Annotated in this window: 22 protein-coding genes; 19 read left to right on the forward strand and 3 right to left on the reverse strand. The window is 56.5% G+C overall.

Going from position 1 to position 24,550, the window contains the following annotated elements; all coding sequences use genetic code 11:
• Positions 1-12: 12 nt before the first annotated feature.
• The 18 genes from atpB (at position 13) to cfaB (ending at position 20,901) form a co-directional block, all read left to right on the forward strand.
• Positions 13-882 (forward strand): F0F1 ATP synthase subunit A, encoded by an 870-nt coding sequence (gene atpB / locus ACP7BO_RS20030; protein WP_073509894.1) that lies wholly within the window; start codon positions 13-15, stop codon positions 880-882.
• A 120-nt stretch (positions 883-1,002) separates the two neighbouring features.
• Complete coding sequence (gene atpE / locus ACP7BO_RS20035; protein ID WP_002555987.1) at positions 1,003-1,260, forward strand: F0F1 ATP synthase subunit C; 258 nt, start codon at positions 1,003-1,005, stop codon at positions 1,258-1,260.
• 57 nt (positions 1,261-1,317) lie between these two features.
• Positions 1,318-1,788: a F0F1 ATP synthase subunit B gene (locus ACP7BO_RS20040; RefSeq protein WP_060696340.1), complete on the forward strand. Its 471-nt coding sequence runs from the start codon at positions 1,318-1,320 to the stop codon at positions 1,786-1,788.
• 12 nt (positions 1,789-1,800) lie between these two features.
• Positions 1,801-2,337, forward strand: a complete 537-nt coding sequence (locus tag ACP7BO_RS20045) for a F0F1 ATP synthase subunit delta (protein ID WP_060696339.1) — start codon at positions 1,801-1,803, stop codon at positions 2,335-2,337.
• 21 nt (positions 2,338-2,358) lie between these two features.
• Positions 2,359-3,903, forward strand: coding sequence for a F0F1 ATP synthase subunit alpha (gene atpA, locus ACP7BO_RS20050; RefSeq protein ID WP_003438001.1), 1,545 nt, complete (start codon positions 2,359-2,361; stop codon positions 3,901-3,903).
• Between the two features lie 50 nt (positions 3,904-3,953).
• Complete coding sequence (gene atpG, locus ACP7BO_RS20055; RefSeq protein WP_003438003.1) at positions 3,954-4,814, forward strand: F0F1 ATP synthase subunit gamma; 861 nt, start codon at positions 3,954-3,956, stop codon at positions 4,812-4,814.
• Positions 4,815-4,841: 27 nt separating this feature from the next.
• Positions 4,842-6,221: a F0F1 ATP synthase subunit beta gene (gene atpD / locus ACP7BO_RS20060; RefSeq protein ID WP_003438005.1), complete on the forward strand. Its 1,380-nt coding sequence runs from the start codon at positions 4,842-4,844 to the stop codon at positions 6,219-6,221.
• 56 nt (positions 6,222-6,277) lie between these two features.
• Positions 6,278-6,697: a F0F1 ATP synthase subunit epsilon gene (locus ACP7BO_RS20065; RefSeq protein WP_060696338.1), complete on the forward strand. Its 420-nt coding sequence runs from the start codon at positions 6,278-6,280 to the stop codon at positions 6,695-6,697.
• A gap of 114 nt (positions 6,698-6,811) precedes the next feature.
• Positions 6,812-8,179, forward strand: coding sequence for a bifunctional UDP-N-acetylglucosamine diphosphorylase/glucosamine-1-phosphate N-acetyltransferase GlmU (gene glmU, locus ACP7BO_RS20070; protein WP_426212294.1), 1,368 nt, complete (start codon positions 6,812-6,814; stop codon positions 8,177-8,179).
• 267 nt (positions 8,180-8,446) lie between these two features.
• Positions 8,447-9,214 (forward strand): DeoR/GlpR family DNA-binding transcription regulator, encoded by a 768-nt coding sequence (locus ACP7BO_RS20075; protein WP_060696336.1) that lies wholly within the window; start codon positions 8,447-8,449, stop codon positions 9,212-9,214.
• A gap of 9 nt (positions 9,215-9,223) precedes the next feature.
• Positions 9,224-11,059: a glutamine--fructose-6-phosphate transaminase (isomerizing) gene (glmS, locus tag ACP7BO_RS20080; protein WP_073509892.1), complete on the forward strand. Its 1,836-nt coding sequence runs from the start codon at positions 9,224-9,226 to the stop codon at positions 11,057-11,059.
• A gap of 90 nt (positions 11,060-11,149) precedes the next feature.
• Positions 11,150-12,064, forward strand: a complete 915-nt coding sequence (locus ACP7BO_RS20085; protein WP_426212296.1) for a LysR substrate-binding domain-containing protein — start codon at positions 11,150-11,152, stop codon at positions 12,062-12,064.
• A gap of 168 nt (positions 12,065-12,232) precedes the next feature.
• Positions 12,233-13,567, forward strand: a complete 1,335-nt coding sequence (locus ACP7BO_RS20090; protein WP_426212298.1) for a serine hydrolase domain-containing protein — start codon at positions 12,233-12,235, stop codon at positions 13,565-13,567.
• A 104-nt stretch (positions 13,568-13,671) separates the two neighbouring features.
• Entirely contained in the window at positions 13,672-15,609 is a 1,938-nt protein-coding gene (gene hflK / locus ACP7BO_RS20095; protein WP_426212300.1) for a protease modulator HflK, read from the forward strand.
• Positions 15,610-15,620: 11 nt separating this feature from the next.
• Complete coding sequence (gene hflC, locus ACP7BO_RS20100) at positions 15,621-16,649, forward strand: protease modulator HflC (protein WP_397455304.1); 1,029 nt, start codon at positions 15,621-15,623, stop codon at positions 16,647-16,649.
• Positions 16,646-17,704 (forward strand): protease modulator HflK, encoded by a 1,059-nt coding sequence (hflK, locus tag ACP7BO_RS20105; RefSeq protein WP_397455303.1) that lies wholly within the window; start codon positions 16,646-16,648, stop codon positions 17,702-17,704. The genes hflC and hflK (ACP7BO_RS20105) overlap by 4 nt, the downstream gene beginning before the upstream one ends.
• Entirely contained in the window at positions 17,701-19,614 is a 1,914-nt protein-coding gene (locus ACP7BO_RS20110; protein WP_426212303.1) for a cation-translocating P-type ATPase, read from the forward strand. The genes hflK (ACP7BO_RS20105) and ACP7BO_RS20110 overlap by 4 nt, the downstream gene beginning before the upstream one ends.
• A 105-nt stretch (positions 19,615-19,719) precedes the next feature.
• Complete coding sequence (gene cfaB, locus ACP7BO_RS20115) at positions 19,720-20,901, forward strand: C17 cyclopropane fatty acid synthase CfaB (RefSeq protein ID WP_397455301.1); 1,182 nt, start codon at positions 19,720-19,722, stop codon at positions 20,899-20,901.
• A gap of 52 nt (positions 20,902-20,953) precedes the next feature.
• On the opposite strand, the gene cls is transcribed toward cfaB, so the two are convergent.
• Positions 20,954-22,393 carry a cardiolipin synthase gene (gene cls, locus ACP7BO_RS20120; RefSeq protein WP_073509887.1) on the reverse strand — a complete coding sequence of 480 codons (1,440 nt, stop codon included), beginning with the start codon at positions 22,391-22,393 and terminating at the stop codon, positions 20,954-20,956.
• A gap of 138 nt (positions 22,394-22,531) precedes the next feature.
• Here cls and ACP7BO_RS20125 point away from each other — a divergent pair, with 138 nt between their 5' ends.
• Positions 22,532-23,053 carry a DUF3617 domain-containing protein gene (locus ACP7BO_RS20125; RefSeq protein WP_060696326.1) on the forward strand — a complete coding sequence of 174 codons (522 nt, stop codon included), beginning with the start codon at positions 22,532-22,534 and terminating at the stop codon, positions 23,051-23,053.
• Here ACP7BO_RS20125 and ACP7BO_RS20130 read toward each other — a convergent pair whose 3' ends face one another.
• Both ACP7BO_RS20130 and folE2 read right to left on the reverse strand, forming a co-directional pair.
• The gene (locus tag ACP7BO_RS20130) at positions 23,054-23,614 is read right to left on the reverse strand and encodes a DapH/DapD/GlmU-related protein (protein ID WP_073509885.1); all 561 of its coding nucleotides are present in this window, start codon (positions 23,612-23,614) and stop codon (positions 23,054-23,056) included. It lies immediately after the preceding gene.
• Positions 23,614-24,507, reverse strand: a complete 894-nt coding sequence (folE2, locus tag ACP7BO_RS20135) for a GTP cyclohydrolase FolE2 (protein WP_426212307.1) — start codon at positions 24,505-24,507, stop codon at positions 23,614-23,616. The genes ACP7BO_RS20130 and folE2 overlap by 1 nt, the downstream gene beginning before the upstream one ends.
• Between the last annotated feature and the right edge of the window lie 43 nt (positions 24,508-24,550).

Below are 24,550 nucleotides of genomic sequence, written 5' to 3' on the forward strand. Positions count from 1 at the left end.
TTTGAGGCAACCATGGCAGAAACAACCGCTTCGGGCTATATCCAGCACCACTTACAGAACCTGACCTTCGGGCAGCTACCTGATGGTGGCTGGGGCTTTGCTCACACCGTTGCAGAAGCTAAATCAATGGGCTTTTGGGCGTTCCATGTCGATACTCTCGGCTGGTCGCTGTTTGTCGGTCTGATCTTCATCCTCGTATTCCGCATGGCGGCCAAGAAGGCAACTTCCGGTCAGCCAGGCGCTCTGCAGAACTTCGTAGAAGTACTGGTAGAGTTCGTTGATGGCAGTGTGAAAGACAGTTTCCACGGTCGCAGTGCAGTTATCGCTCCACTGGCACTGACAATTTTCGTCTGGGTGTTCCTGATGAACGCCATCGACCTGATCCCGGTTGACTGGATTCCTCAGTTGGCGATTTTGATCACGGGCGATGAGCACTTCCCGTTCCGTGCCGTACCGACGACTGATCCGAACGCAACCATGGGCATGGCCCTGTCGGTATTCGCGCTGATCATCTTCTACAGCATCAAAATCAAGGGCATCGGCGGCTTCATCGGTGAACTGACCCTGCACCCTTTTGGCAGCAAGAATATCTTTATTCAAGCGCTGCTGATTCCGGTGAACTTCCTGCTCGAATTCGTGACGCTGATTGCCAAGCCAATCTCGCTGGCACTGCGTCTGTTCGGCAATATGTATGCTGGCGAACTGGTATTTATCCTGATCGCCGTAATGTTCGGCAGCGGCCTGCTTTGGCTTAGCGGTCTGGGCGTGGTGCTGCAATGGGCGTGGGCTGTATTCCACATCCTGATCATCACCTTGCAAGCGTTCATCTTCATGATGTTGACCATCGTTTACTTGTCGATGGCACACGAAGATAACCACTAAGACCCGTCTCGACGAGTCTGGCGCCCTCCTGTTCCGGCATGTGGGCGTCGCAAAATGATTTTGTTTTACCGCTTTAATCTAAAAAACCTAAACCATACGACGTAAAAGTCGGGAGGAAAGATGGAAACTGTAGTTGGTCTAACCGCTATCGCTGTTGCACTGTTGATCGGCCTGGGCGCACTGGGTACCGCAATTGGTTTCGGCCTGTTGGGCGGCAAGTTCCTGGAAGGCGCAGCGCGTCAGCCAGAAATGGTTCCAATGCTGCAAGTTAAAATGTTCATCGTTGCCGGTCTGCTCGACGCCGTAACCATGATCGGTGTTGGTATTGCACTGTTCTTCACCTTCGCGAACCCCTTCGTTGGTCAACTCGCTGGCTAATCACTCGAATTTTCGAGTTGATTAGAGTGATGGACAACGAACGAGCGAGGTGTTGGCGTGAACATTAATGCAACCCTGATTGGCCAGTCCGTTGCGTTCTTCATTTTTGTACTGTTTTGCATGAAGTTCGTGTGGCCTCCGGTCATCGCGGCATTGCAAGAACGTCAGAAGAAGATTGCGGCTGGACTGGACGCTGCTAACCGAGCAGCTCGCGACCTGGAGTTGGCCCAAGATAAAGCGGGTCAACAACTGCGCGAAGCTAAGGCTCAAGCAGCTGAAATCATTGAGCAAGCCAAGAAACGCGGTACTCAGATCGTAGACGAAGCCCGTGAACAGGCTCGCGTTGAAGCTGACCGTGTGAAGGCTCAGGCTCAGGCCGAGATCGAACAGGAAATCAACAGTGTCAAAGACGCGCTGCGTGCCCAATTGGGTAGCCTGGCCGTTGAAGGTGCTGAAAAGATCCTGGGTGCCACAATCGATCAAAACGCGCACGCGGAGCTGGTTAATAAACTGGCTGCTGAAATTTAAGCGAGGGCGATCATGGCAGAATTGACCACGTTGGCCCGACCTTACGCTAAGGCAGCCTTCGAGCACGCCCAGGCCCACCAGCAACTGGCCTCTTGGTCAGCCATGCTCGGCCTGGCTGCAGCAGTGTCGCAAGACGACACTATGCAGCGCGTGCTCAAGGCCCCGCGACTGACGAGCGCAGAAAAGGCCGCCACGTTTATTGACGTGTGCGGCGACAAGTTCGATGTAAAAATGCAGAACTTCATCCACGTCGTTGCCGAAAACGACCGTCTCCCGCTATTGCCGGAGATCGCCGCTCTGTTTGACCTGTACAAGGCCGAACAAGAGAAGTCGGTAGACGTTGAAGTGACCAGTGCTTTTACATTGGACCAAGAACAGCAAGACAAACTCGCCAAGGTTCTCAGTGCACGACTCAACCGGGAAGTGCGCCTGCAAGTTGCGGAGGATGCCAGCCTTATAGGTGGTGTCATCATCCGCGCCGGCGACCTGGTTATCGATGGCTCGGTTCGCGGAAAACTCGCAAGCCTTGCCGAAGCATTGAAATCTTGAGTTTGAAGGGGCAGCAGAGCAATGCAGCAACTCAATCCTTCCGAAATAAGTGAAATTATCAAGGGCCGCATCGAAAAACTCGATGTGACCTCCCAAGCCCGTAACGAAGGCACCATCGTCAGCGTATCTGACGGTATTGTGCGGATTCACGGTCTGGCCGACGTAATGTACGGCGAGATGATCGAGTTTCCGGGCAGCGTCTTCGGCATGGCCCTCAACCTGGAGCAAGACTCTGTAGGTGCTGTTGTATTGGGCGCATACACGACTCTGGCTGAAGGCATGAGCGCCAAGTGCACTGGCCGTATCCTGGAAGTTCCGGTTGGTAAGGAACTGCTGGGTCGCGTTGTCGACGCACTGGGTAACCCAGTTGATGGCAAAGGTCCGCTGAACAACACCGAGACTGATGCAGTCGAGAAAGTTGCTCCAGGCGTGATCTGGCGTAAGTCGGTAGACCAGCCTGTACAGACTGGCTACAAGGCTGTCGATGCCATGATCCCTGTCGGCCGTGGCCAGCGTGAGCTGATCATCGGTGACCGTCAGATCGGTAAAACCGCTCTGGCGATCGACGCGATCATCAACCAGAAGAACAGCGGCATTTTCTGTGTATACGTAGCGATCGGTCAGAAACAATCGACTATCGCCAACGTGGTTCGCAAGCTGGAAGAAAACGGCGCGTTGGCTAACACCATCGTCGTTGCTGCCAGTGCTTCCGAATCCGCAGCGCTGCAGTTCCTGGCACCGTACTCCGGTTGCACCATGGGCGAATACTTCCGCGACCGCGGTGAAGACGCACTGATCGTTTATGACGATCTGTCCAAGCAAGCAGTGGCTTACCGCCAGATTTCCCTGCTGCTGCGCCGTCCACCAGGCCGTGAAGCTTACCCGGGCGACGTGTTCTATCTCCACTCCCGTCTTCTGGAGCGCGCATCCCGCGTATCCGAAGAGTACGTAGAGAAGTTCACCAACGGCGCAGTGACCGGCAAAACCGGTTCCCTGACCGCACTGCCGATCATCGAAACTCAGGCTGGCGACGTTTCCGCGTTCGTTCCGACCAACGTGATTTCCATCACTGACGGTCAGATCTTCCTGGAATCGGCCATGTTCAACTCCGGGATCCGTCCTGCAGTGAACGCCGGTGTTTCGGTATCCCGTGTGGGTGGTGCCGCTCAGACCAAGATCATCAAGAAGCTGTCCGGTGGTATCCGTACCGCTCTGGCTCAGTACCGTGAACTGGCGGCATTCGCCCAGTTCGCATCTGACCTGGACGAAGCGACCCGTAAGCAACTTGAGCATGGTCAGCGCGTTACCGAGCTGATGAAGCAGAAGCAATACGCACCTATGTCGATCGCTGACATGGCGCTGTCGCTGTATGCCGCTGAGCGTGGGTTCCTGACTGACGTCGAAATCACCAAGATCGGTAGCTTTGAACAAGCGCTGATTGCTTACTTCAACCGCGATCACGCCGAGCTTATGGCGAAGATCAACGTTAAAGGTGACTTCAATGACGAAATCGATTCTGGCATCAAAGCCGGTATCGAGAAGTTCAAGGCCACCCAAACCTGGTAAGCCGCAGCGGGAGCCGCAAGGCTCCCGCTTGCTAACCTGATAGGTGTTACATGGCAGGCGCAAAAGAGATTCGCAGTAAGATTGCGAGCATCAAAAGCACGCAAAAGATTACCAGCGCCATGGAAAAAGTGGCGGTCAGCAAAATGCGCAAGGCACAAATGCGCATGGCTGCTAGCCGTCCTTATGCGGAGCGCATCCGCCAGGTTATTGGGCATTTGGCCAACGCCAACCCGGAATACCGCCACCCTTTCATGATCGACCGCGAAGTTAAGCGTGTAGGTTATGTGGTTGTGAGCAGTGACCGTGGTTTGTGCGGTGGTTTGAATACCAACCTGTTCAAGGCTTTGGTCAAGGACATGGCGGTAAACCGTGAAAACGGCGTCGAGATTGATCTGTGCGTGGTCGGCAGCAAAGGTGCGGCTTTTTTCCGTAACTTCGGCGGTAACGTCGTCGCTGCAATCAGCCATCTGGGTGAAGAACCGTCGATCAATGACTTGATCGGCAGCGTTAAGGTGATGCTGGATGCTTACCTGGAAGGCCGTATTGATCGCCTGTCCGTGGTGTCCAACAAGTTCATCAATACCATGACGCAACAGCCGACTGTGGAGCAATTGATTCCACTGGTGGCGACCCCGGATCAAGAACTCAAGCACCACTGGGACTATCTCTACGAACCGGACGCCAAAGAGCTGCTAGACGGCTTGATGGTTCGTTACGTGGAGTCGCAGGTGTACCAGGCGGTGGTCGAGAACAGTGCAGCTGAACAAGCTGCGCGGATGATCGCGATGAAGAACGCCACTGATAACGCCGGTGATTTGATCAGCGATTTGCAGCTGATCTACAACAAGGCGCGTCAGGCTGCGATCACCCAAGAGATCTCGGAAATCGTCGGCGGCGCTGCCGCGGTTTAACGGTTCAAATATTCAGAGGATCCAGCTATGAGTAGCGGACGTATCGTTCAAATCATCGGCGCCGTGATCGACGTGGAATTTCCACGCGAAAACGTACCGAGCATCTACAACGCGCTGAAAGTACAAAGCGCGGCCGGAACCACTCTGGAAGTTCAGCAGCAGCTGGGCGACGGCGTGGTTCGTACCATTGCGATGGGTTCCACCGAGGGCTTGAAGCGCGGTCTGGAAGTCACCGACACTGGCGCAGCCATCTCCGTACCGGTCGGTAAAGCGACTCTGGGCCGGATCATGGACGTTCTGGGCAACCCGATCGACGAAGCTGGTCCGATTGATACCGAAGAGCGCTGGGGCATTCACCGTCCTGCACCGTCCTTCGCTGATCAAGCCGGCGGCAACGACCTTCTGGAAACCGGCATCAAGGTTATCGACCTGATCTGCCCGTTTGCAAAAGGCGGTAAGGTTGGTCTGTTCGGTGGTGCCGGTGTAGGCAAAACCGTAAACATGATGGAACTGATCCGTAACATCGCCATGGAACACAGCGGTTACTCTGTGTTTGCTGGTGTGGGCGAACGTACCCGTGAGGGTAACGACTTCTACCACGAGATGAAGGACTCCAACGTTCTGGACAAAGTGGCACTGGTTTACGGTCAGATGAACGAGCCGCCGGGTAACCGTCTGCGCGTAGCACTGACCGGCCTGACCATGGCCGAGAAGTTCCGTGACGAAGGTAACGACGTACTGTTGTTCGTTGACAACATCTACCGTTACACCTTGGCCGGTACTGAAGTATCCGCACTGCTGGGCCGTATGCCTTCCGCAGTAGGTTACCAGCCGACTCTGGCTGAAGAGATGGGTACTCTGCAAGAGCGCATCACTTCGACCAAGAACGGTTCGATCACTTCGATCCAGGCGGTATACGTACCTGCGGATGACTTGACTGACCCGTCGCCTGCGACCACCTTCGCCCACTTGGACGCCACCGTCGTACTGTCCCGTGACATCGCATCCCTGGGTATCTACCCGGCGGTCGATCCACTCGACTCGACTTCGCGCCAGCTGGACCCGATGGTAATCGGCCAGGAACACTACGACACCGCTCGCGGCGTTCAGTACGTGTTGCAGCGTTACAAAGAACTGAAGGACATCATTGCGATCCTGGGTATGGACGAGCTGTCGGAAGTCGACAAGCAGTTGGTATCCCGCGCTCGTAAGATCCAGCGTTTCTTGTCTCAGCCGTTCTTCGTGGCAGAAGTCTTCACTGGCGCTTCGGGTAAATACGTTTCCCTGAAAGACACCATTGCTGGCTTCAAAGGCATCCTCAACGGTGACTACGACCACCTGCCAGAACAAGCGTTCTACATGGTCGGCGGCATCGAAGAAGCGATCGAGAAAGCCAAGAAACTGTAATTCCGGCGCCCGGTAACGGGCGCTAATCAGGTTGAGGCAATCAGATGGCTAATATGATGACAGTCCATTGCGATATCGTCAGTGCGGAAGGAGAAATCTTTTCCGGTCAGGTCGAGATGGTGATTGCGCACGGCAGCCTGGGTGATCTTGGTATCGCCCTGGGTCACGCTCCGCTGATCACTGAACTCAAGCCAGGTCCGATCCGCCTGATCAAACTGGGTGGAGAAGCCGAGGTGTTTTACATCTCTGGTGGTTACCTCGAGGTTCAGCCGAACATGGTCAAGGTTCTTGCCGACACCGTGCAACGTGCTGCCGACCTGGATGAAGCCTCCGCTCAGGCAGCCGTCAAGGCAGCCGAGAAGGCACTGAACGAGAAGGGCGCAGATTTCGATTACGGATCTGCTGCTGCACGTCTGGCCGAGGCCGCAGCTCAGCTGCGCACCGTCCAGCAAATCCGCAAAAAGTTCGGCGGCTAAGCCTCCTGCTTCATTGTGTGATTGATTAAAAAGGGTAGCCTCGGCTACCCTTTTTCTTTTTCCGCGAATTACTTTTGGTCGCAACCGCTGACCACCCAGGATTGGTAGCCAGTCATGTCTCTCGATATCGTTATTCTCGCTGCAGGTCAGGGCACCCGCATGCGTTCGGCCCTGCCCAAGGTTCTTCACCCCGTAGCCGGCAACTCAATGCTCGGGCATGTTATCCACAGTGCCCGGCAACTTAAGCCGACAGGCATCCACGTTGTTATCGGGCACGGTGCCGAACTGGTCCGCGAACGTCTGGCGGCTGATGATCTGAACTTCGTATTGCAGGACAAGCAACTGGGCACAGGACATGCCGTAGCCCAGGCGCTGCCATTTCTGACCGCGCAGAACGTGCTGATTCTGTACGGCGATGTACCGTTGATCGAAGTCCCGACCCTGGAACGTCTGCTTACGCAGGTTGGCTCGCAGCAACTGGGTCTGCTGACCGTTAACTTGGCTGACCCGACCGGCTATGGCCGCATCGTGCGTGACGCCGAAGGCAAGGTCTGCGCCATCGTCGAGCACAAGGACGCCACCGAGGCTGAACGTGCTATCACTGAAGGCAACACTGGCATCCTGGCATTGCCAACCGCGCGTCTGGCTGACTGGATGAGCCGGCTGTCGAATAACAATGCACAGGGCGAGTACTACCTGACCGATGTAATCGCGATGGCAGTTACTGATGGTTTGGTGGTGGCCACCGAAAACGCCCACGACCCGATGGAAGTGCAGGGCGCCAACGACCGCAAACAACTTGCGGAGCTTGAGCGTCATTACCAGCTGCGCGAAGCCCGTCGCCTGATGGCGTTGGGTGTGACCCTGCGTGATCCGGCGCGCTTTGATGTGCGTGGCGAAGTCACGGTCGGGCGCGATGTCATGATTGATATCAACGTGATTCTCGAAGGTCGCGTCGTTATTGAAGATGATGTGGTGATTGGTCCCAACTGTGTGATCAAAGACAGCACCCTGCGCAAAGGGGTCGTGGTCAAGGCCAACAGCCATATCGACGGTGCCGTGATGGGTGAGGGCAGCGATGCCGGTCCTTTTGCCCGTTTGCGTCCGGGTAGCGTGCTCGATGCCCGCGCCCATGTGGGTAACTTTGTAGAATTGAAAAACGCCCACCTCGGCGAAGATGCCAAGTGCGGTCACCTGACTTACCTGGGTGATGCCGAAGTCGGCCCACGCACCAACATTGGCGCGGGCACCATCACCTGCAATTACGATGGCGCCAACAAATGGAAGACCGTGTTGGGAGCCGACGTATTTATTGGTTCGAACAACTCGCTGGTTGCACCTGTGGATATCTTGAACGGTGCAACCACGGCAGCCGGATCGACCATTAATCAAAACGTCGCGGCTGAACAACTGGCCGTTGGCCGGGCCCGCCAGCGCAATATCGATGGCTGGAAGCGTCCGGTAAAGCTGCCAAAGCCTTGACTTAAAGTTATCCACAAGGCAAAGCAGGTGTTTTGTGGGTAAAACAAGTTGTCGTATAACTGTTTAAAATCAGCAAGTTAGCAAAAGCCTTATCCACTGCCTGTGGATAAGGCTTTGTTTTATCGGCGTCCATGTCAGTCAATCGCCCCGGCATGCGCCAGTTCAATGAGTTATTCACTGCCCACAAGTTGCAAAAAATTGTTGACGATGATTACGGGATCGGGTCTCATTGCTTTCGTTATCTTTCGAAACGAAACTTAGGCCGTCATGTCGAAACGCAATACGCCTCAACGCAGACACAACATCCTGGCTTTGCTCACGCAGCAAGGTGAAGTCAGTGTGGATGAGCTCGCCAAGCGCTTCGAAACTTCCGAAGTGACGATTCGCAAGGATCTGGCTGCACTCGAAAGTAACGGTCTGTTGCTGCGTCGTTACGGCGGTGCCATCACCATGCCGCAAGAGTTGGTGAGTGATCCTGCCCAGCCTGTTTCGCTTTATAAGCAAGCCATTGCCCGTGCGGCAGTTGGCCTGATTCGGGAACACGCACGCATCATCATCGACAGCGGCACCACCACGGCGTCGATGATTCCACAATTGGGCCAGCAACCTGGCCTGGTGGTAATGACCAACTCGTTGCACGTCGCCAGAGCCCTGAGCGAACTCGAACATGAACCTGTGTTGCTGATGACTGGTGGCACCTGGGACCCTCACTCCGAGTCCTTCCAGGGCCAGGTGGCTGAGCAGGTGCTGCGTTCATACGATTTCGATCAATTGTTTATTGGCGCTGATGGCATCGACCTGTTGCGTGGAACCACAACCTTTAACGAGTTGTTGGGCTTGAGCCGGGTCATGGCTGAGGTCGCGCGTGAAGTGATTGTGATGGTCGAGTCCGACAAGATTGGCCGCAAGATACCCAACCTGGAACTGCCCTGGAGCAGCGTCCATACCCTTATTACAGATGATCGCTTGCCCATGGAGGCACGCGAACAGATTCAGGCCCGGGGCATAACACTGTTATGCGCCGCCCTAAGCTAGGAGAATTTTATGTGTGGAATCGTTGGCGCAGTCGCTGAACGCAATATCACGGCCATTCTGCTTGAAGGCCTGAAACGTCTTGAATACCGGGGCTACGACAGCGCCGGTGTTGCAGTCTTTACCCACAACGGCACGCTGGAACGCATGCGTCGCAACGGCAAAGTGGCCGAGCTTGAACAAGCCCTGGCCGGTGAGCCCTTGGCAGGGCGTCTGGGCATTGCCCACACCCGTTGGGCCACCCACGGTGCACCCAGCGAGCGTAACGCTCACCCGCATTTTTCGGGTTCCGACCTTGCCGTTGTCCACAACGGCATCATCGAAAACCACGAGGCCTTGCGCGAACAGCTTAAAGGTTTGGGTTACGTCTTCACCTCGGACACCGACACCGAAGTGATCGTCCACCTGCTCAATCACAAACTCAAAGAACAAAGCGACCTGACCGAAGCCTTGAAAGCTACGGTTAAAGAGCTGCACGGTGCCTACGGTCTGGCCGTTATCAGTGCCAAACAGCCGGATCGTCTGGTTGCCGCACGCAGTGGCAGCCCATTGGTGATTGGTTTGGGCCTGGGCGAGAACTTCCTGGCTTCCGATCAGTTGGCTTTGCGCCAGGTAACTGACCGTTTCATGTACCTGGAAGAAGGTGATATCGCCGAAATCCGTCGTGACAGCGTGCATATCTGGGACGTGAACGGTAAAAGCGTGCAGCGTGAAACCGTACAGTACCGTGATGGTGCTGAAGCGGCGGACAAAGGTGAATACCGTCACTACATGCTCAAGGAAATTCACGAGCAACCAGCGGTGGTGCAACGCACCCTGGAAAACCGCCTGGGTCAGGACCACGTACTGGTTCAGGCATTCGGTCCACAGGCCGCTGAACTGTTCGCCAAAGTGCGCAATGTTCAGATCGTTGCCTGCGGTACCAGCTATCACGCGGGGATGGTTGCCCGTTACTGGCTCGAAAGTCTGGCCGGCATTCCATGCCAGGTAGAAGTGGCCAGCGAGTTCCGTTATCGCAAAGTGGTGGTCCAGCCGGACACCCTGTTTGTTTCGATCTCGCAATCGGGCGAAACCGCTGACACCCTGGCGGCGCTGCGTAATGCCAAAGAACTGGGTTTCCTCGGCAGCCTGGCAATTTGTAACGTAGGCATCAGCTCGCTGGTACGTGAATCTGACCTGACCCTGCTGACCCAGGCTGGCCGCGAAATTGGCGTGGCATCGACCAAAGCCTTCACCACCCAGCTGGTTGGTTTGTTGTTGCTGACCTTGTCCTTGGGCCAGGTGCGCGGCACCCTCGAAGCCGGTGTCGAAGCGCAATTGGTTGAAGAACTGCGCCGCTTGCCTGCGCGTTTGGGTGAAGCGCTGGCGATGGACGCGACCATTGAAAAAGTCGCAGAACTGTTTGCCGACAAGCATCACACCCTGTTCCTTGGCCGTGGCGCTCAGTTCCCGGTAGCGATGGAAGGTGCACTCAAGCTGAAAGAAATTTCGTACATCCACGCTGAAGCTTATCCAGCTGGCGAGTTGAAACACGGCCCGCTGGCGCTTGTGGATAACGACATGCCAGTGGTCACTGTTGCGCCAAACAACGAACTGCTGGAAAAACTGAAGTCCAACCTGCAAGAAGTTCGCGCCCGTGGCGGTGAACTGATTGTGTTCGCGGATGAGCAGGCTGGCATGAGCAACGGCGAAGGCACCCATGTGATCAACATGCCGCATATCCATGATGTGCTGGCGCCGATCCTCTACACCATTCCGCTGCAATTGCTGTCTTACTATGTCGCCGTGCTCAAAGGCACCGACGTGGATCAACCGCGTAACCTGGCTAAATCGGTCACCGTGGAATAAATTTCACTGCGACAATAAGTAGCACCCACTCGACCCGCATTGCGGGTCGAGTTGTTTTTGGCCCGTGGTTAACGCAGTCAGGGAGTCGACATGCTTTTTACCAACGCACTGAAACAATTGGATATGCAGGATATTTCGATTGTTTTGTTGTTGATTGAAAACCGTAGCGCCAAGCGTGTTTCGCAAATCCTCAACGTCAGTCAGTCGAGCATCAGTTACAGCCTGAAAAAACTGCGCAGCTGTTTCGACGATAAGTTGTTTGAAAGCAGCGAAGGCTCTATGCAACCCACAGCACGGGTATTGGCCATGCAGCCTTACCTGCAGAATATTGTGCAGTGCATCAACCAGTGCGCAAAGGAGGGCGTTTCGCAGACAACCGCCACCCGTCAGTGGAACATCACCGCCCCTGAGTATTTCGAGATATTGATGCTGCCAGCGCTCTTGCAGTTAGTGCGTTCGTGCGGCCTTAACTGGTCCTTTAGCGTGAGCCGGTTGGGTAAGGATTTACCGATCAGTGATGTTCTGGCAGGCGACACGGATGTTTGTTTTGGATTCGGTGCGGGGTATCACCGGCGACATCCGCTTCTGGACTATCGAAGCATCAGTGAAGATTCTTTTGTGTGTCTGTCCAGTGTGCAAAAACACCAGCCGAAGACGACGCTGAACATTGATGAGTTTTGCGAAACGCCGCAGGTATTCCCAACCCCTTGGTTGTCGGAAAAAAACATGGTGGATGACTGGCTGCACAAGCAGTCACGCAGCAGAAAAATATTTACCCGTGCCACTTCTTATCACGCCGGGGTCCACATTCTATTGTCGGTCCCGTCATTGATCGCGATTCCGAAAAAAATATTGCCGACGTTGCATATACCGTCACAGATAAAAGTCCTGACACCGCCTGCAGGTTTTCCGACGTTCACCCTGGATATGATCTGGTGCAAAGAAAGAACTATTCGTAGCGACTTTCATCAACTGGAAGCGCTGATCGGGAAAATAAAAATATAAATCGCCCGCGGCGCACGGGATCAGCGGTGCTGGTTTGCCAGCGATGGCATTAGATTCAAACTATGAAAAGTAGCCGGTATGACGCAAGGTGATGCGTGGCCAGGAATTGAAAAGGAACATTCAATTTTGTTGTTGGCCCGAGTCTCGTTCCTTTACTGAGGCGTATGTATGTTTAAACATCTTCTGAAACCTGCCCGCACCGGTGCGGTTTTTTTACTCTCGTGCCTGGCAGCTTCCGTTGCCTGTGCAGCCGATAAAACGACCTACCCCGATGCTGCCGCCAGCGACCCTAAGACCATGGGCTGGATGGTCGGCGCACCCCCACCGCCCGATCGCATTGTGCGTTTTGCCGACGGCAGTTATTTCAAGTTTCCGGCCATGCGCTGGAGTGTTTCCAACTTCCGCCAATTGATGCCTACCACCAACGTATCCCGTGGACTGGGTGCGCCCGTGCCGCTGGCGCGTGCGTTACGAAGCGATATCGACCAGCTGACCTTTGTGCCTCTGGGCAGCAAGCAGCCGATGACCTGGGAACAATCCCTGGCCGCGAATTATACCGATGGCATCGTGGTACTGCATCGTGGGCAAGTGGTCTATGAGCGTTACTTCGGGGTGCTCGACCCGCAAGGCCAGCACGGTGCAATGTCGGTCACCAAGTCCGTCGTCGGGACCATGGGCGCCATGCTGGTGGCCGAGGGCACTCTGGATGCCAATAAAAAAGTCGCCGACTATGTGCCCGAACTGGCCTCATCTGCCTTTGGCAACGCCACTTTGCGCCAGGTGCTGGACATGACCACCGGGCTCAAATACAGCGAAGACTATGCCGACCCGAATGCCGAAGTCTGGCAACACTCGGCAGCGGGCAGCCCGTTGCCAAAACCCAAGGACTACACCGGTCCGCGCACTTACATGGAGTATTTGCTGACCGTCAAACCACTGGGTGAACACGGCGAAGCCTTTGCTTATAAAACCGTGAATACCGATGTGTTGGGTTGGGTGATTGCCCGGGTTACTGGGCGTAATGTTGCGCAACTGCTGTCGGAAAGAATCTGGCAGCGTATAGGTGCTGAACAGGATGCCTACTTCACCGTTGACTCCATCGGGACCCCTTTCGCTGGTGGCGGGTTGAACACCGGCCTGCGTGATCTGGCGCGATTTGGCGAGATGATCCGCAATGATGGCCAGTACCTGGGCCAGCAGATTGTGCCTAAAGCCGTTGTCGATGATATCCGTGCTGGTGGCGACAAGGCCGCCTTTGCCAAGGGCGGTTATGACCTGCTCAAGGGCGGCAGTTATCGCAACATGTGGTGGGTTACGCACAACCAGGACGGCGCCTTTATGGCGCGTGGCGTTTACGGCCAGCGGATTTATATCGATCCCAAAGCCGAGATGGTGATCGTGCGCTATGCCTCCAATCCGGTTGCCAGCAATGCGGCGAACGATCCGGTCACCATCCCGGCGTTTGAGGCACTGGCCAGGCAGTTGATCGCACACCCGCAGTGAAGGAACGCGCGGTCTTTATAGAAAGATGAAGATCGCGCTCCACCGACAGAAGTTTCACTTATTTTGTTATATCGTAACTAGATATTTCAAATAATGGAGCTTCCATGCGTGTCGATTTAGATGCCGAGGAGGGCGGCCTTGAGTCTTTGTCGCGTTTTCAAAGCGCTCGTACTCAGGCCCGCCAGCTTTTCCAGTCAGGGGTCGCACTGGCGGCTTTAGCGCTGATGGCGTGGGCCTTGGCCTTCTTTATCAGCCTATTCTCTTCCGAGTCTATATGGCCGGTATTGCTCAATAACAATGCGGCAGCGTTGCTGGTACTGGCGGCAGGTGCGCAGTCCGCGTACTGGGTCGCCAGTTGGCGTAATGCAGCGCTAAACCCATCGCCACCCGTGGCAATTGAGGCTCAACCCGACGAACAGTTGAGTGCGTATGAGCGCTTTTGCCGGCGCCTGAGTACCGAGTCGTATCGCTTGATAGTCAGCATCGGCGCGCCCGCACTGTGGCTGGCAGGCGTTGGCGGGTTGGCATGGTGGAGTGTGCTACACACCTGGAACCTGGCGTTGCCGGGTGTTGCGTTGGGGACTTGGGGCAGCATCGCGGCGGGCTGTGCGGTGCTGTTGGCATTTGCACTGTTGGTGCTGGAACGCTACCTGGCACAGCAACAAGCCGCGCAATGGCCCGAAGCCCAGTCTTTGGCGCCGCTGGTGCGTGTGCCGATCATCACTTTGTTACTCAGTGCGTTGTGTCTGGTGTTCAGCAGTGCAGATGCCCTGTGGCCGGCCCGACTCGCGGCGTTGATCGGTCTGCTGCCTGCGGCGGTGGCGATTGAACTGATGTTGCGGGCAATTGCAGCGTTGTTCAGCCCACGACGCGACAAGCTTGAACCACGCATGATTGCGCAAAGCTTCATTGCGGGCATGCTGCGCTGGCCGCCACAGCCATTGCTGGCCTTGCAGCATGAATTGCACAACCGGTTTGGCATCGATCTGCGCCAGATCTGGGCGTTTACCTACATGCGCAAAGCATTCTTTCCTGTGCTGGCTGTTGTGGTTGCCGTCGGCTGGGTGCTTAGCGGCGTTAATGAAATCCCCCTGCAGGGGCGCGGCATCTATGAACGTTTCGGTAAGCCGGTTGAAGTACTGGGGCCGGGCCTGCATGCCGGTCTGCCCTGGCCACTGGGCCGGGTGCTGGCGGTGGAAAACGGGGTGGTGCATGAACTGGCCACCGGTACCGAATCGGGTGCCGAGCCTGTGCTGACCCCCGCAGACGGTTCGCCGCCAATCACGGCCAACCGCTTGTGGGACGCCACCCATATCAATGACAAGTCTCAGGTCATCGCCAGCGACAGCGGCGATAAGCAAGGCTTTCAGATCGTCAACATGGATGTGCGCTTTGTCTATCGCATCGGCTTGAGCGATCAGGCGGCGATTGCTGCGACCTATCACAGCAACGATGTGCCGACCTTGATACGCAGTACTGCCAGTCGAATTCTGGTGCATGACTTTGCCTCGCGCACCCTGGATGGCGTGCTCGGCGAGCAACGTACAGGGCTGGCCGATGACATCGGACACGCCGTGCAAAAGGACCTGGATAGCCTGGACAGCGGGGTGGAAATTCTTGCCACCGTGGTTGAAGCCATTCACCCCCCGGCCGGTGCCGCCAACGCCTATCACGCCGTACAGGCAGCGCAGATCAGCGCGCAGGCTCTGATTGCCCGCGAGCGCGGGGCGGCCAGCGAGCAAAGCAACGTGGCGCAAATGCTCGCCAGCGCAGCTCTGGATCAGGCCCATGCCACAGCCCGGGAAGTGAACGGCGCCGCGCAGACTGCCGAGCTGCGCTTTGGCGCCGAACAAAAAGCCTACGCCCATGCCGGACATGCATTTGTCCTTGAGCAGTATTTGAGCCAGCTGAGCATGGGCATGAACAACGCCAAGTTGCTGATCCTCGACCATCGCCTTGGGGGCAGCAGCGCGCCGACCCTCGATCTGCGTTCTTTCACGCTGCCGGCCGATCCCGTCGCGCCGCGTAAAGCTGTTCAGTAAGGAGCCCTCTTTTGAGTCAGTCACATACCCCCGAGCAACACGATCACAGCGGCCATCATCACGGCTGCTCACACCACGGCCATCACCATCATGGCGACGCCCATGAGGCGGGTCCGTTCCCATGGCGGCGCATGGGCTGGGCGACCTTGCTGGTGCTGTTTGCCATTGCTGCGGCGAGCCTGGTGCAAGTGCGTTCTGGCGAGGCGACCGTTATTACCCGCTTTGGTAACCCGGCGCGAGTGCTGCTGGAACCCGGACTCGGCTGGCGCTGGCCGGCGCCGTTTGAAATCAGCGTGCCGGTGGATTTGCGTCTGCGCACTACCTCCAGCGGCTTACAAGATGTCGGCACCCGCGATGGCCTGCGCATTATTGTGCAGGCCTATGTGGCCTGGCAGGTGCAACCCGACACCGAGAACGTGCAGCGCTTTATGCGTGCGGTGCAGAATCAGCCGGACGAAGCTGCCCGGCAAATCCGCACGTTTGTAGGCTCGGCACTGGAAACCACAGCCGCCAGTTTTGATCTCTCAAGCCTGGTAAACACCGATGCCGGCAAAGTCAAAATCGCTGATTTTGAAGCTCAGTTGCGCCAGCAAATCGAACAGCAATTGCTCAGTACCTACGGGGTTCGTGTGCTCCAGGTGGGCGTTGAGCGACTGACGTTGCCTTCGGTCACGCTTACCGCCACAGTTGACCGGATGCGCGCTGAACGCGAAACCATTGCCACTGAACGCACCGCGGTTGGTAAACGTGAAGCGGCGCAAATTCGTTCCGCCGCCGAGCGTGATGCACGCATTCTGCAAGCGGATGCCAGCGTCAAAGCTGCAGGCATCGAGGCGCAGTCGCGGGTCGAAGCTGCACAGATTTATGGCCAGGCTTACGCCAGCTCGCCGCAGCTCTACAACCTGCTGCGCTCGCTCGATACCCTGGGAACCATGGTTAATCCGGGCACGAAAATAATTTTACGTACCGACGCCGCTCCCTTCCGGGTGCTGGTGGATGGCCCGCCAACCCTGGATGCCAAGGCTGGATCCACGCCATGAGCCAGGTGCCTGATGAGATCAAAGGTGTCAGTAGCCCGTGGCAGCAGGCCGGGCGCCTGGCTTTTTTAGGGCTGTACGCAGTGACCATTTTTGCGGCGATAGCGTGGGGCACCTCCAACATCCGCCAGATTGATCCGCAAAACCGCGCGGTGGTCTTACGCATGGGCGCGCTGGACCGGATTCAAAATGCCGGGTTGCTGCTGGCGTGGCCAAGGCCATTCGAGCAGGTAGTCATCGTGCCTGCGGCTGATCGGGTGAGCGAGCGCCGCATTGAAAATCTGCTGCGCTCGGATGTGGCGCTGCAGGCCGATCGCGTGGCCTCGTTTGCCACGCCGATTAATGATGCACTGGCCGGTTCCGGCTATTTATTGACCGGTGACGCAGGTGTTGTGCAACTGGATGTGCGGGTGTTTTACAACGTCACGCAACCCTATGCGTTCGTGCTGCAGGGCGAACACGTTTTGCCGGCGCTGGATCGATTGGTGACACGCAGCGCGGTCGCCCTTACGGCGGCGCGAGATCTGGACACCATTCTGGTAGCGCGTCCCGAGCTGATCGGCAGTGACAGCCAGGCCGCAGAAAGACGCGAGCGTTTGCGCGGTGATCTGGTCCAGGGCATCAATCAACAGCTCGCGGCATTGAGTGCAACCGGGCAGGGGCTGGGGCTCGAAGTGGTGCGCGTTGATGTGCAATCCAGTTTGCCGGGCCCCGCGGTGAATGCATTCAACGCAGTGCTGACGGCCAGCCAACAAGCTGAAAAGGCCGTGGCCAATGCACACAACGATGCTGCGAAACTCACCCAGGCCGCGACCCAACAAGCCGACCGCACTGTCGAGCAAGCCCAGGCTCAAGCCAGTGAGCGTTTGGCCAAGGCGCAGGCCGACACGTCGACCATTGCCAGTCTGGCCAAGGTGCAACAGGCCGGGAGTGATCCGGGTTTGCTGTTACGCCTGTACCGCGAACGCTTGCCGAAAATTCTGGGGCAGGCGGGTTCTGTCACCAGCGTTGACCCGAAAGATGATGCCCGTCTGATTATTCAGGGAGCCGGACAATGACTACCTCTGCCACACAGCCTGCCGTCGGTATGCTGACCAGCGCTGAACAACGCAGCGCCGCCCGCCAGCTCACCCTGGCCATGCTGGCGCTGGGGTTGTTGGGCCTGGGTCTGGTCTGGCGCTGGTTCATGCCATTGCAAGTGGGCACCAGTCAGTTGCTGCTGGGGTTTGCATCGCTGCTGGTTGCGGTGCCGGTCATGCGCTCGGCGTGGTACAGCCTGCGCTATCCGAGTCTGCACGGGATCACCGATCAGCTGATTGCACTGGCGATGCTCGGTGCATGGGCCACCGGCGATTTGCTGACTGCGGCGCTGTTGCCGATCATCATGATTTTTGGCCATGTGCTCGAAGAGCGCAGCGTGATCGGCTCGCAAGAAGCGATTCATGCATTGGGCCAACTGACCCGCAGCCAGGCGCGTCTGTTTCAGGCGGACGGCAGTTTGCTGGAAGTCGACAACGCCACCCTCAAGCGCGGCGATCAAGTTGAAGTTCGGGCCGGCGATCGGGTACCCGCCGACGGGGTAGTCCTGTCAGGCCAGGCCAGCCTCGACACGGCCTCGATTACCGGTGAATCAGTCCCGCTGGAGGTGAGTGTCGGCATGCCGATTTTTGGTGGCGCGATCAACCTGGATGGTTTGCTGCGGGTTGAGGTCACGCGCACTGGCGATGAGTCGACGCTGGGTAAAGTGATAGCCCTGATGCAAAACGCCGAACGCGCCAAACCGCCCATCACCCGGTTGCTGGAACGCTATGCGGGCGGCTACATGGTGCTGGTGTTGATGATCGCCGCGGTCACCTGGTTTATCACCAACGATGCGCAAGCGATGCTCGCCGTGTTGGTCGCGGCCTGCCCCTGCGCCTTGGTGTTGTCGGCACCGGCAACGGCAATTGCCGGGATTGCGGTGGCGGCGCGTCACGGCATCCTGATCCGCAGCTCGGCATTTCTGGAAGAGCTGGCCGATCTCACGTCGCTGGTTGTGGATAAAACCGGAACCCTGACGTATGGCACCTTGCGCTTGCAAGCCGTTGAATCTGAATCCACAGAGCACCAGCCTCTTCTGCAACTGGCCGCCAGTCTGGGAGCGGCCAGCAGTCATCCGGTGAGCCGTGCCCTGGCCGGGCTGGTGGGTCACGAGCAGATGCTTGCCCTGACGGACGTTCGTGAGCGTCAGGGGTTGGGCGTTGTCGCCCAGACGGAGCAGGGTGAGGCAGCGTTGGGGCGTCCCGAGTTATTCACCCAATTGGATATCCCCACGACCCCGATACCCGAGCACGACGGGCCGATTGCCGGCTTGTCGATGGACGGCCGGTTCCTGGGGTGGTTGTTACTCGCAGACAGCGTCAAGCCAGAGGCCCGGCAAGCCTTGAGCGAATTGCGCGAGTTGGGGCTTGGGCGACGGGTGTTGCTGACCGGTGACCGTCAGAGTGTGGCTGAACATCTGGCGCACGCGGTGGGCATCAGTGAAGTCCAGGCTCAGGCGTTGCCTGAAGATAAACTGACTCGGGTGTTGAGCGAAATCGACAGAGGCTTTCGGCCGATGGTGGTGGGCGATGGTATCAACGATTCATTGGCGCTCAAGGCGGGAGTGGTGGGTGTAGCAATGGGTGCTGGCGGTGCTGACATCGCGCTGGCCTCATCTGACATCGTACTGATTGGCAGTGATTTGCGGCGCTTGGGCACATGCGTGCGGTTGAGCCGCGAATGCCGTCACACCCTGCAGGTCAATGTGGTTATCGGTCTGGGCTGGACCCTGGCCATCGTTGCCGCCGCTGCGTTCGGCTGGCTGGGCGCGGCCGGGGCGATGATTGCAGCGCTGTTGCATAACCTCAGTACGTTGTTGGTGCTGGGTAATGCAGGTCGTTTGTTGAGATTTCATGAACCATTGATAGGGCCGGACACTCACAATTAATGGGCAAGCCCGGGCTCTGGCATCTACCTTTAAAGCCATAGGGCAGCCAGATTCCAAGGATGGACTACCCTATGTTCTTACGTCTGAAATGAAGGAGGACTACAGATGCTCGCGCAACTTCCACCGGCCTTACAGAAACTGCAGCTTCCATTACGCCTGAGGCTTTGGGACGGTCACGAGTTTAGTTTTGGACCAACGCCCAGCGTTACGATTGTGGTCAAGGATCCAGCACTGGTTGCTGAGTTCACCCACCCCAGCCTTGACCTTCTCGGTAGCGCATTTGTTGAAGGACGCCTCGAACTGGAGGGGTCCATTAGCGAAGTCATACGCGTATGTGATGAATTGAGTCAGGCACTTGTCGAGGAAGAAGACACTACGCCATCTCGCATTCATCACGATAAAGCCACTGATGCTGCATCCATTTCCTACCATTACGATCTGTCGAACGACTTCTACCAGCTGTGGCTTGACCGCGACATGGCCTATTCCTGTGGCTATTTCGAAACCGGTGAAGAGAGCCTGGATGAAGCGCAGCAAGCGAAGTTCCGGCTTCTGTGCCGCAAGTTGCGGCTAAAGCCCGGCGAGTACTTACTTGATGTAGGTTGCGGTTGGGGCGGCCTGGCGCGATTTGCAGCGCGCGAGTTCGGGGTCAAGGTATTTGGCATTACCTTGAGCAAAGAGCAATTGAAGCTGGCGCGAGAACGCGTCAACGCCGAAGGCCTGCAAGACAAGGTTGACCTGCAGCTGCTGGATTATCGGGATCTGCCACAGGATGGCCGGTTCGACAAAATCGTCAGTGTGGGGATGTTTGAACACGTGGGGCATGCAAACCTGCGTGAGTACTGCGAAATATTGTCCAACGCTGTGCGTGAAGGTGGCCTGGTGATGAACCACGGTATTACCGCCAAACACACAGACGGACGTCCTGTTGGGCGTGGCGCCGGAGACTTTATCGAGCGCTATGTATTTCCCAATGGCGAGTTGCCGCATCTGTCGATGATGACTGCCGAGATTAGTGAGGCCGGGCTGGAAGTGGTCGATGTTGAAAGTCTGCGTCTGCATTACGCGCGCACGCTTGGGCATTGGAGTCAGCGCCTGGAAGACAATCTCGACGTCGCAGCAAAGATGGTTCCTGAACAAATCCTGCGCATTTGGCGCTTGTATCTAGCGGGCTGTGCCTACGCGTTTGCCCACGGCTGGATCAATATCGACCAGATACTGGCGACCAAACCCCACGCGGATGGCACCCTTGAATTGCCACCTACTCGTGCGGATATTTACAGCTAAGATTTTTCAGCAGTTAGAAAAGGCCGTGCCGCGCAAAGCGACACGGCCTTTTTTACAGGACCGGAGATACCAGTCGGGCAACGCGCATGGCCAGTTGTTGCAGGCGGTGGGTAGCCTTGATGTCGGCCTCGGTAATTTCTCGGGCCAGGGCGAAGTCATCAAGCAACATGTGCTCCACTTCACTGGCGAACGCCTGGTCAACCGTTAACAGCATGACTTCAAAGTTGAGGCGGAACGAACGGTTGTCCATATTGGCGCTGCCTATGGCACTGATTTCGTTGTCCACCAGCACCACCTTTTGATGCACAAAACCCGGTTGGTAACGAAAGATCCGTACCCCTGCGCGCACTGCTTCAAAGGCATACAGGCTGGATGCTGCGTAAACAATTTTGTGGTCCGGGCGGGACGGTATCAGGATTCGCACATCGACCCCGCGCAGTACCGCGAGTCTCAAGGCCGAGAACACCGCTTCATCAGGCACGAAGTAGGGCGTTGTTATCCACACCCGTTGATTGGCTGCGTGTATGGCCTCAACGAAAAACAGCGAACAGGTTTCGTAGGGGTCCGCCGGCCCGCTGGCCAGGAACTGGCACAGTACGCCACCGTCCGGATAACTTGGCGGCAGGATCAAGGGCGGCAATTTGCGTGCGGCCCAGAACCAGTCTTCGGCAAATGATTCCTGCAGACAGGCCACCACAGGACCGCTGACTTCGACATGGGTATCGCGCCACGGAGATAGCGGCGGTTTGGCGCCCAGATATTCATCGCCTACGTTGTGCCCGCCGACGAAACCTTTCACGCCATCGACCACCACGACTTTGCGATGGTTACGGAAGTTCACCTGGAAGCGGCTGATCCACCCGCCATGGGTGGCGAACGCATAGGTTTGCACGCCGCCAGCGCGCAGACTTTCGCCGTAGCTTTTGGGCAGGGAATGGCTACCAATGCTGTCATAGAGCAAATAGACAGCAACCCCTTGGGCGGCCTTTTCCAGCAGCAGTGCGTGCAGCTTCATACCGATGTCGTCGTCATGGACGATAAAGAACTGAACCAGTACGACCTGTTTTGCTTCGCGAATGGCTTTGAATATTGCATCGAAAGTAGCGGTGCCATTAATCAGCAAACGTACGGTGTTGTTCGCCAGGCACGGCATGCGCCCCAGTTTTGGCATGGCCCGCAACGAGGTGTAGGCCTTGGAACTGCGTGCGGCAAGGGCTTCCTCAACCCAGGGGCGCCAGTTGAGATCGGAGATGGCTTCACGCATTTCCTGATTGGCTTCACGCCGGGCCCGAATGTAATCGTCGAACGTGCTGCGGCCAAAAATCAGATACGGGATCAGTGTGAAGTAGGGAATAAAGAATAGGGACATGGCCCAGGCAATCGAGCCCTGCGCCGTTCTGACAGTCAGTACTGCATGCACTGCGGCAATCAAGCCCAGGCTGTGGATCAATAAAATCAGGTATCCAAAAACGTGTGGGCCTAGATAATCCATGCGTATCCTTGCTCCTCAATGTCCAACGTTGTAACTACTAACAGACCATGTTCTGTTATGAATGTCCCTATTTAGTTGCGCGTGCAACGCCCTTCAATTTTTGACGTCTAATGCGGACAATTCCGTAGGAGTTACTTGATGAATGTTCGTCTGCTTGGGCTATTTATGGCCTGTGGTTTGTCGATCCCCGTAGCGGCCCATGCCCAGATGCTGCAACCGGGTCTGTGGGAACTAACCTCCAGCAATATGCAGGTAGACGGTCAGCAACTGCCAGACCTGCAGGTAATGTTAGGTCAATTACAGAACATGCTGACGCCGGAGCAAAAGGCCCAGCTCGAGAACCAGGGCCTTACGATGGGCGGCAAAGGCGTTCGGGTTTGTCTCACGCCCGATCAGGTCAAATCGGATGAGATTCCGCTGACTGATCCCAAGTCAGGATGTAATCAGCAGATCACTGAGCGTAGTGGAAATAAATGGAAGTTCCGCTTTAGTTGCCCAAAAGCCCAGGGCGCGGGCATAGCAACATTCTCTAGCGATCGTGAATTCACCACCCAGGTGAATGGCACCTTCAACGCGACGGGCATTCAGCAAAAGGGCAGCATGGATACGCGCGCGGTCTGGCTCGGACAAAACTGTGGAACAGTCAAACCGCGCACCTGATCAAAACTCGTTTTGCAGCGCTTTATAGCCGCGCACCAGATCTACGTTGGTGCGCGCTACGTCCTCTGAGAATTCCGACGCACTGACACTGACGGGTGAAAACTGGCTCAGGTCAGTGTTTGGTCCGATACGTGTCGTGGACGGTACGTAGAAGTTTTGCGGCAGGTCGCGGCCATCGACGACCGAGTTATGCCGCACAACACAACCGTCACCCAGTTCACAGTTGAACAGCACACTGTTGAATCCGATGAACACTCGATCGCCAACTCGGCATGGTCCGTGGACGATGGAGCGGTGCGCTATCGAAGTGTTTTCACCAATGGTCACGGCCGCTCCGGACTTTGAGTGAATGACCACACCATCCTGAATATTGGAATTGGCGCCGATGCTGATGGGTTGCATCCCGCCGTCCTTGTCGACTTCATCGGCGCGGATAACAGCATAGGGCCCGACAAATACATTTTCGCCGATCACCACTTTGCCGCAGATGATGGCGGTTCTGTCGACGTATGCGGACTCTGCTATTTGCGGTAAATCGCCGGATGGATTTTTACGGATCATCAGGCTCTCCAGTTCCAGCGGCTTTCAGCGACTGCGTCGTGGCTGTGCAGACTTTCGGCGTGAACCACTTTCAGCTTGAAGCCTTTCACCCCGGGAGCGGTCTTAAGCGCGACATTCAAACGCCGGGCAGCATCTTCACAAAACATCAGGTTTTGTCCATTGGCCAGAGCAAAGGCTTGTTCGTCTGCTCGTTTTACCGCGGTTTGTACCGCAGTACCCAAGGCCCGTTCGGCTTCATTAATGATCATGTCGATCGGAAAGTTCTGTAGCTCGGTGTTGAGAAGAACCCGGATGCAGGCGGTACTTCTTTGGCTATGGGGCGTCGCAACGATGCCCTGTGTACTGCCTAGCCAGGTTAAAACTTCTGTGTGTTGCAGTGGTTTGTTGGAAAAGTCATTGGCGAATTGTTGCTGGATTAACTGACGTGCCAATGCCGCTGAGCACGGGCATGTGGATGAATAGGTCACCTCAATTTTTAGTTCCACGTGGAACATTCCGTTTTTCAGAGACGCAGCAATACTCACCGGGTAACTCTTCCAGCCACTTAAAGGGCTGACCAGTGCCGGTCGTTTTAGCAGTACATGGCTGTGAATTTTCAGGTAAGCACAGATCGATAAATCGTCGTGACTGTCGAGAAATTGCTGCAGAATTTTTTTAAAAAGTAGAGGGTTCAGCTCCTGCGACTCGAGAACTTCTAGCGCTAGATAAAGGCGCGACATATGGATTCCGCGAGCCTCGCCGTCATCCAGGCTAACCCCTGCATCGGCAGTTGCGGCGTGCTGCTGACCCTTAATGACAACGGGCAGTGCAACCCCGCACATGCCGACCCATTCCAGGGGGAGGGCTTGTCGAGCGTTTTGTGAAGCGATGTCCGGAAGGCTTAGGGCATTCATAGGGGATTCCGTCGAGAGGAAGGGTGTTGTTACAAGATAACAA

Origin of the sequence: Pseudomonas sp. TWR2-1-1, assembly GCF_049897045.1 — a bacterium.
Lineage (GTDB): Bacteria > Pseudomonadota > Gammaproteobacteria > Pseudomonadales > Pseudomonadaceae > Aquipseudomonas > Aquipseudomonas versuta.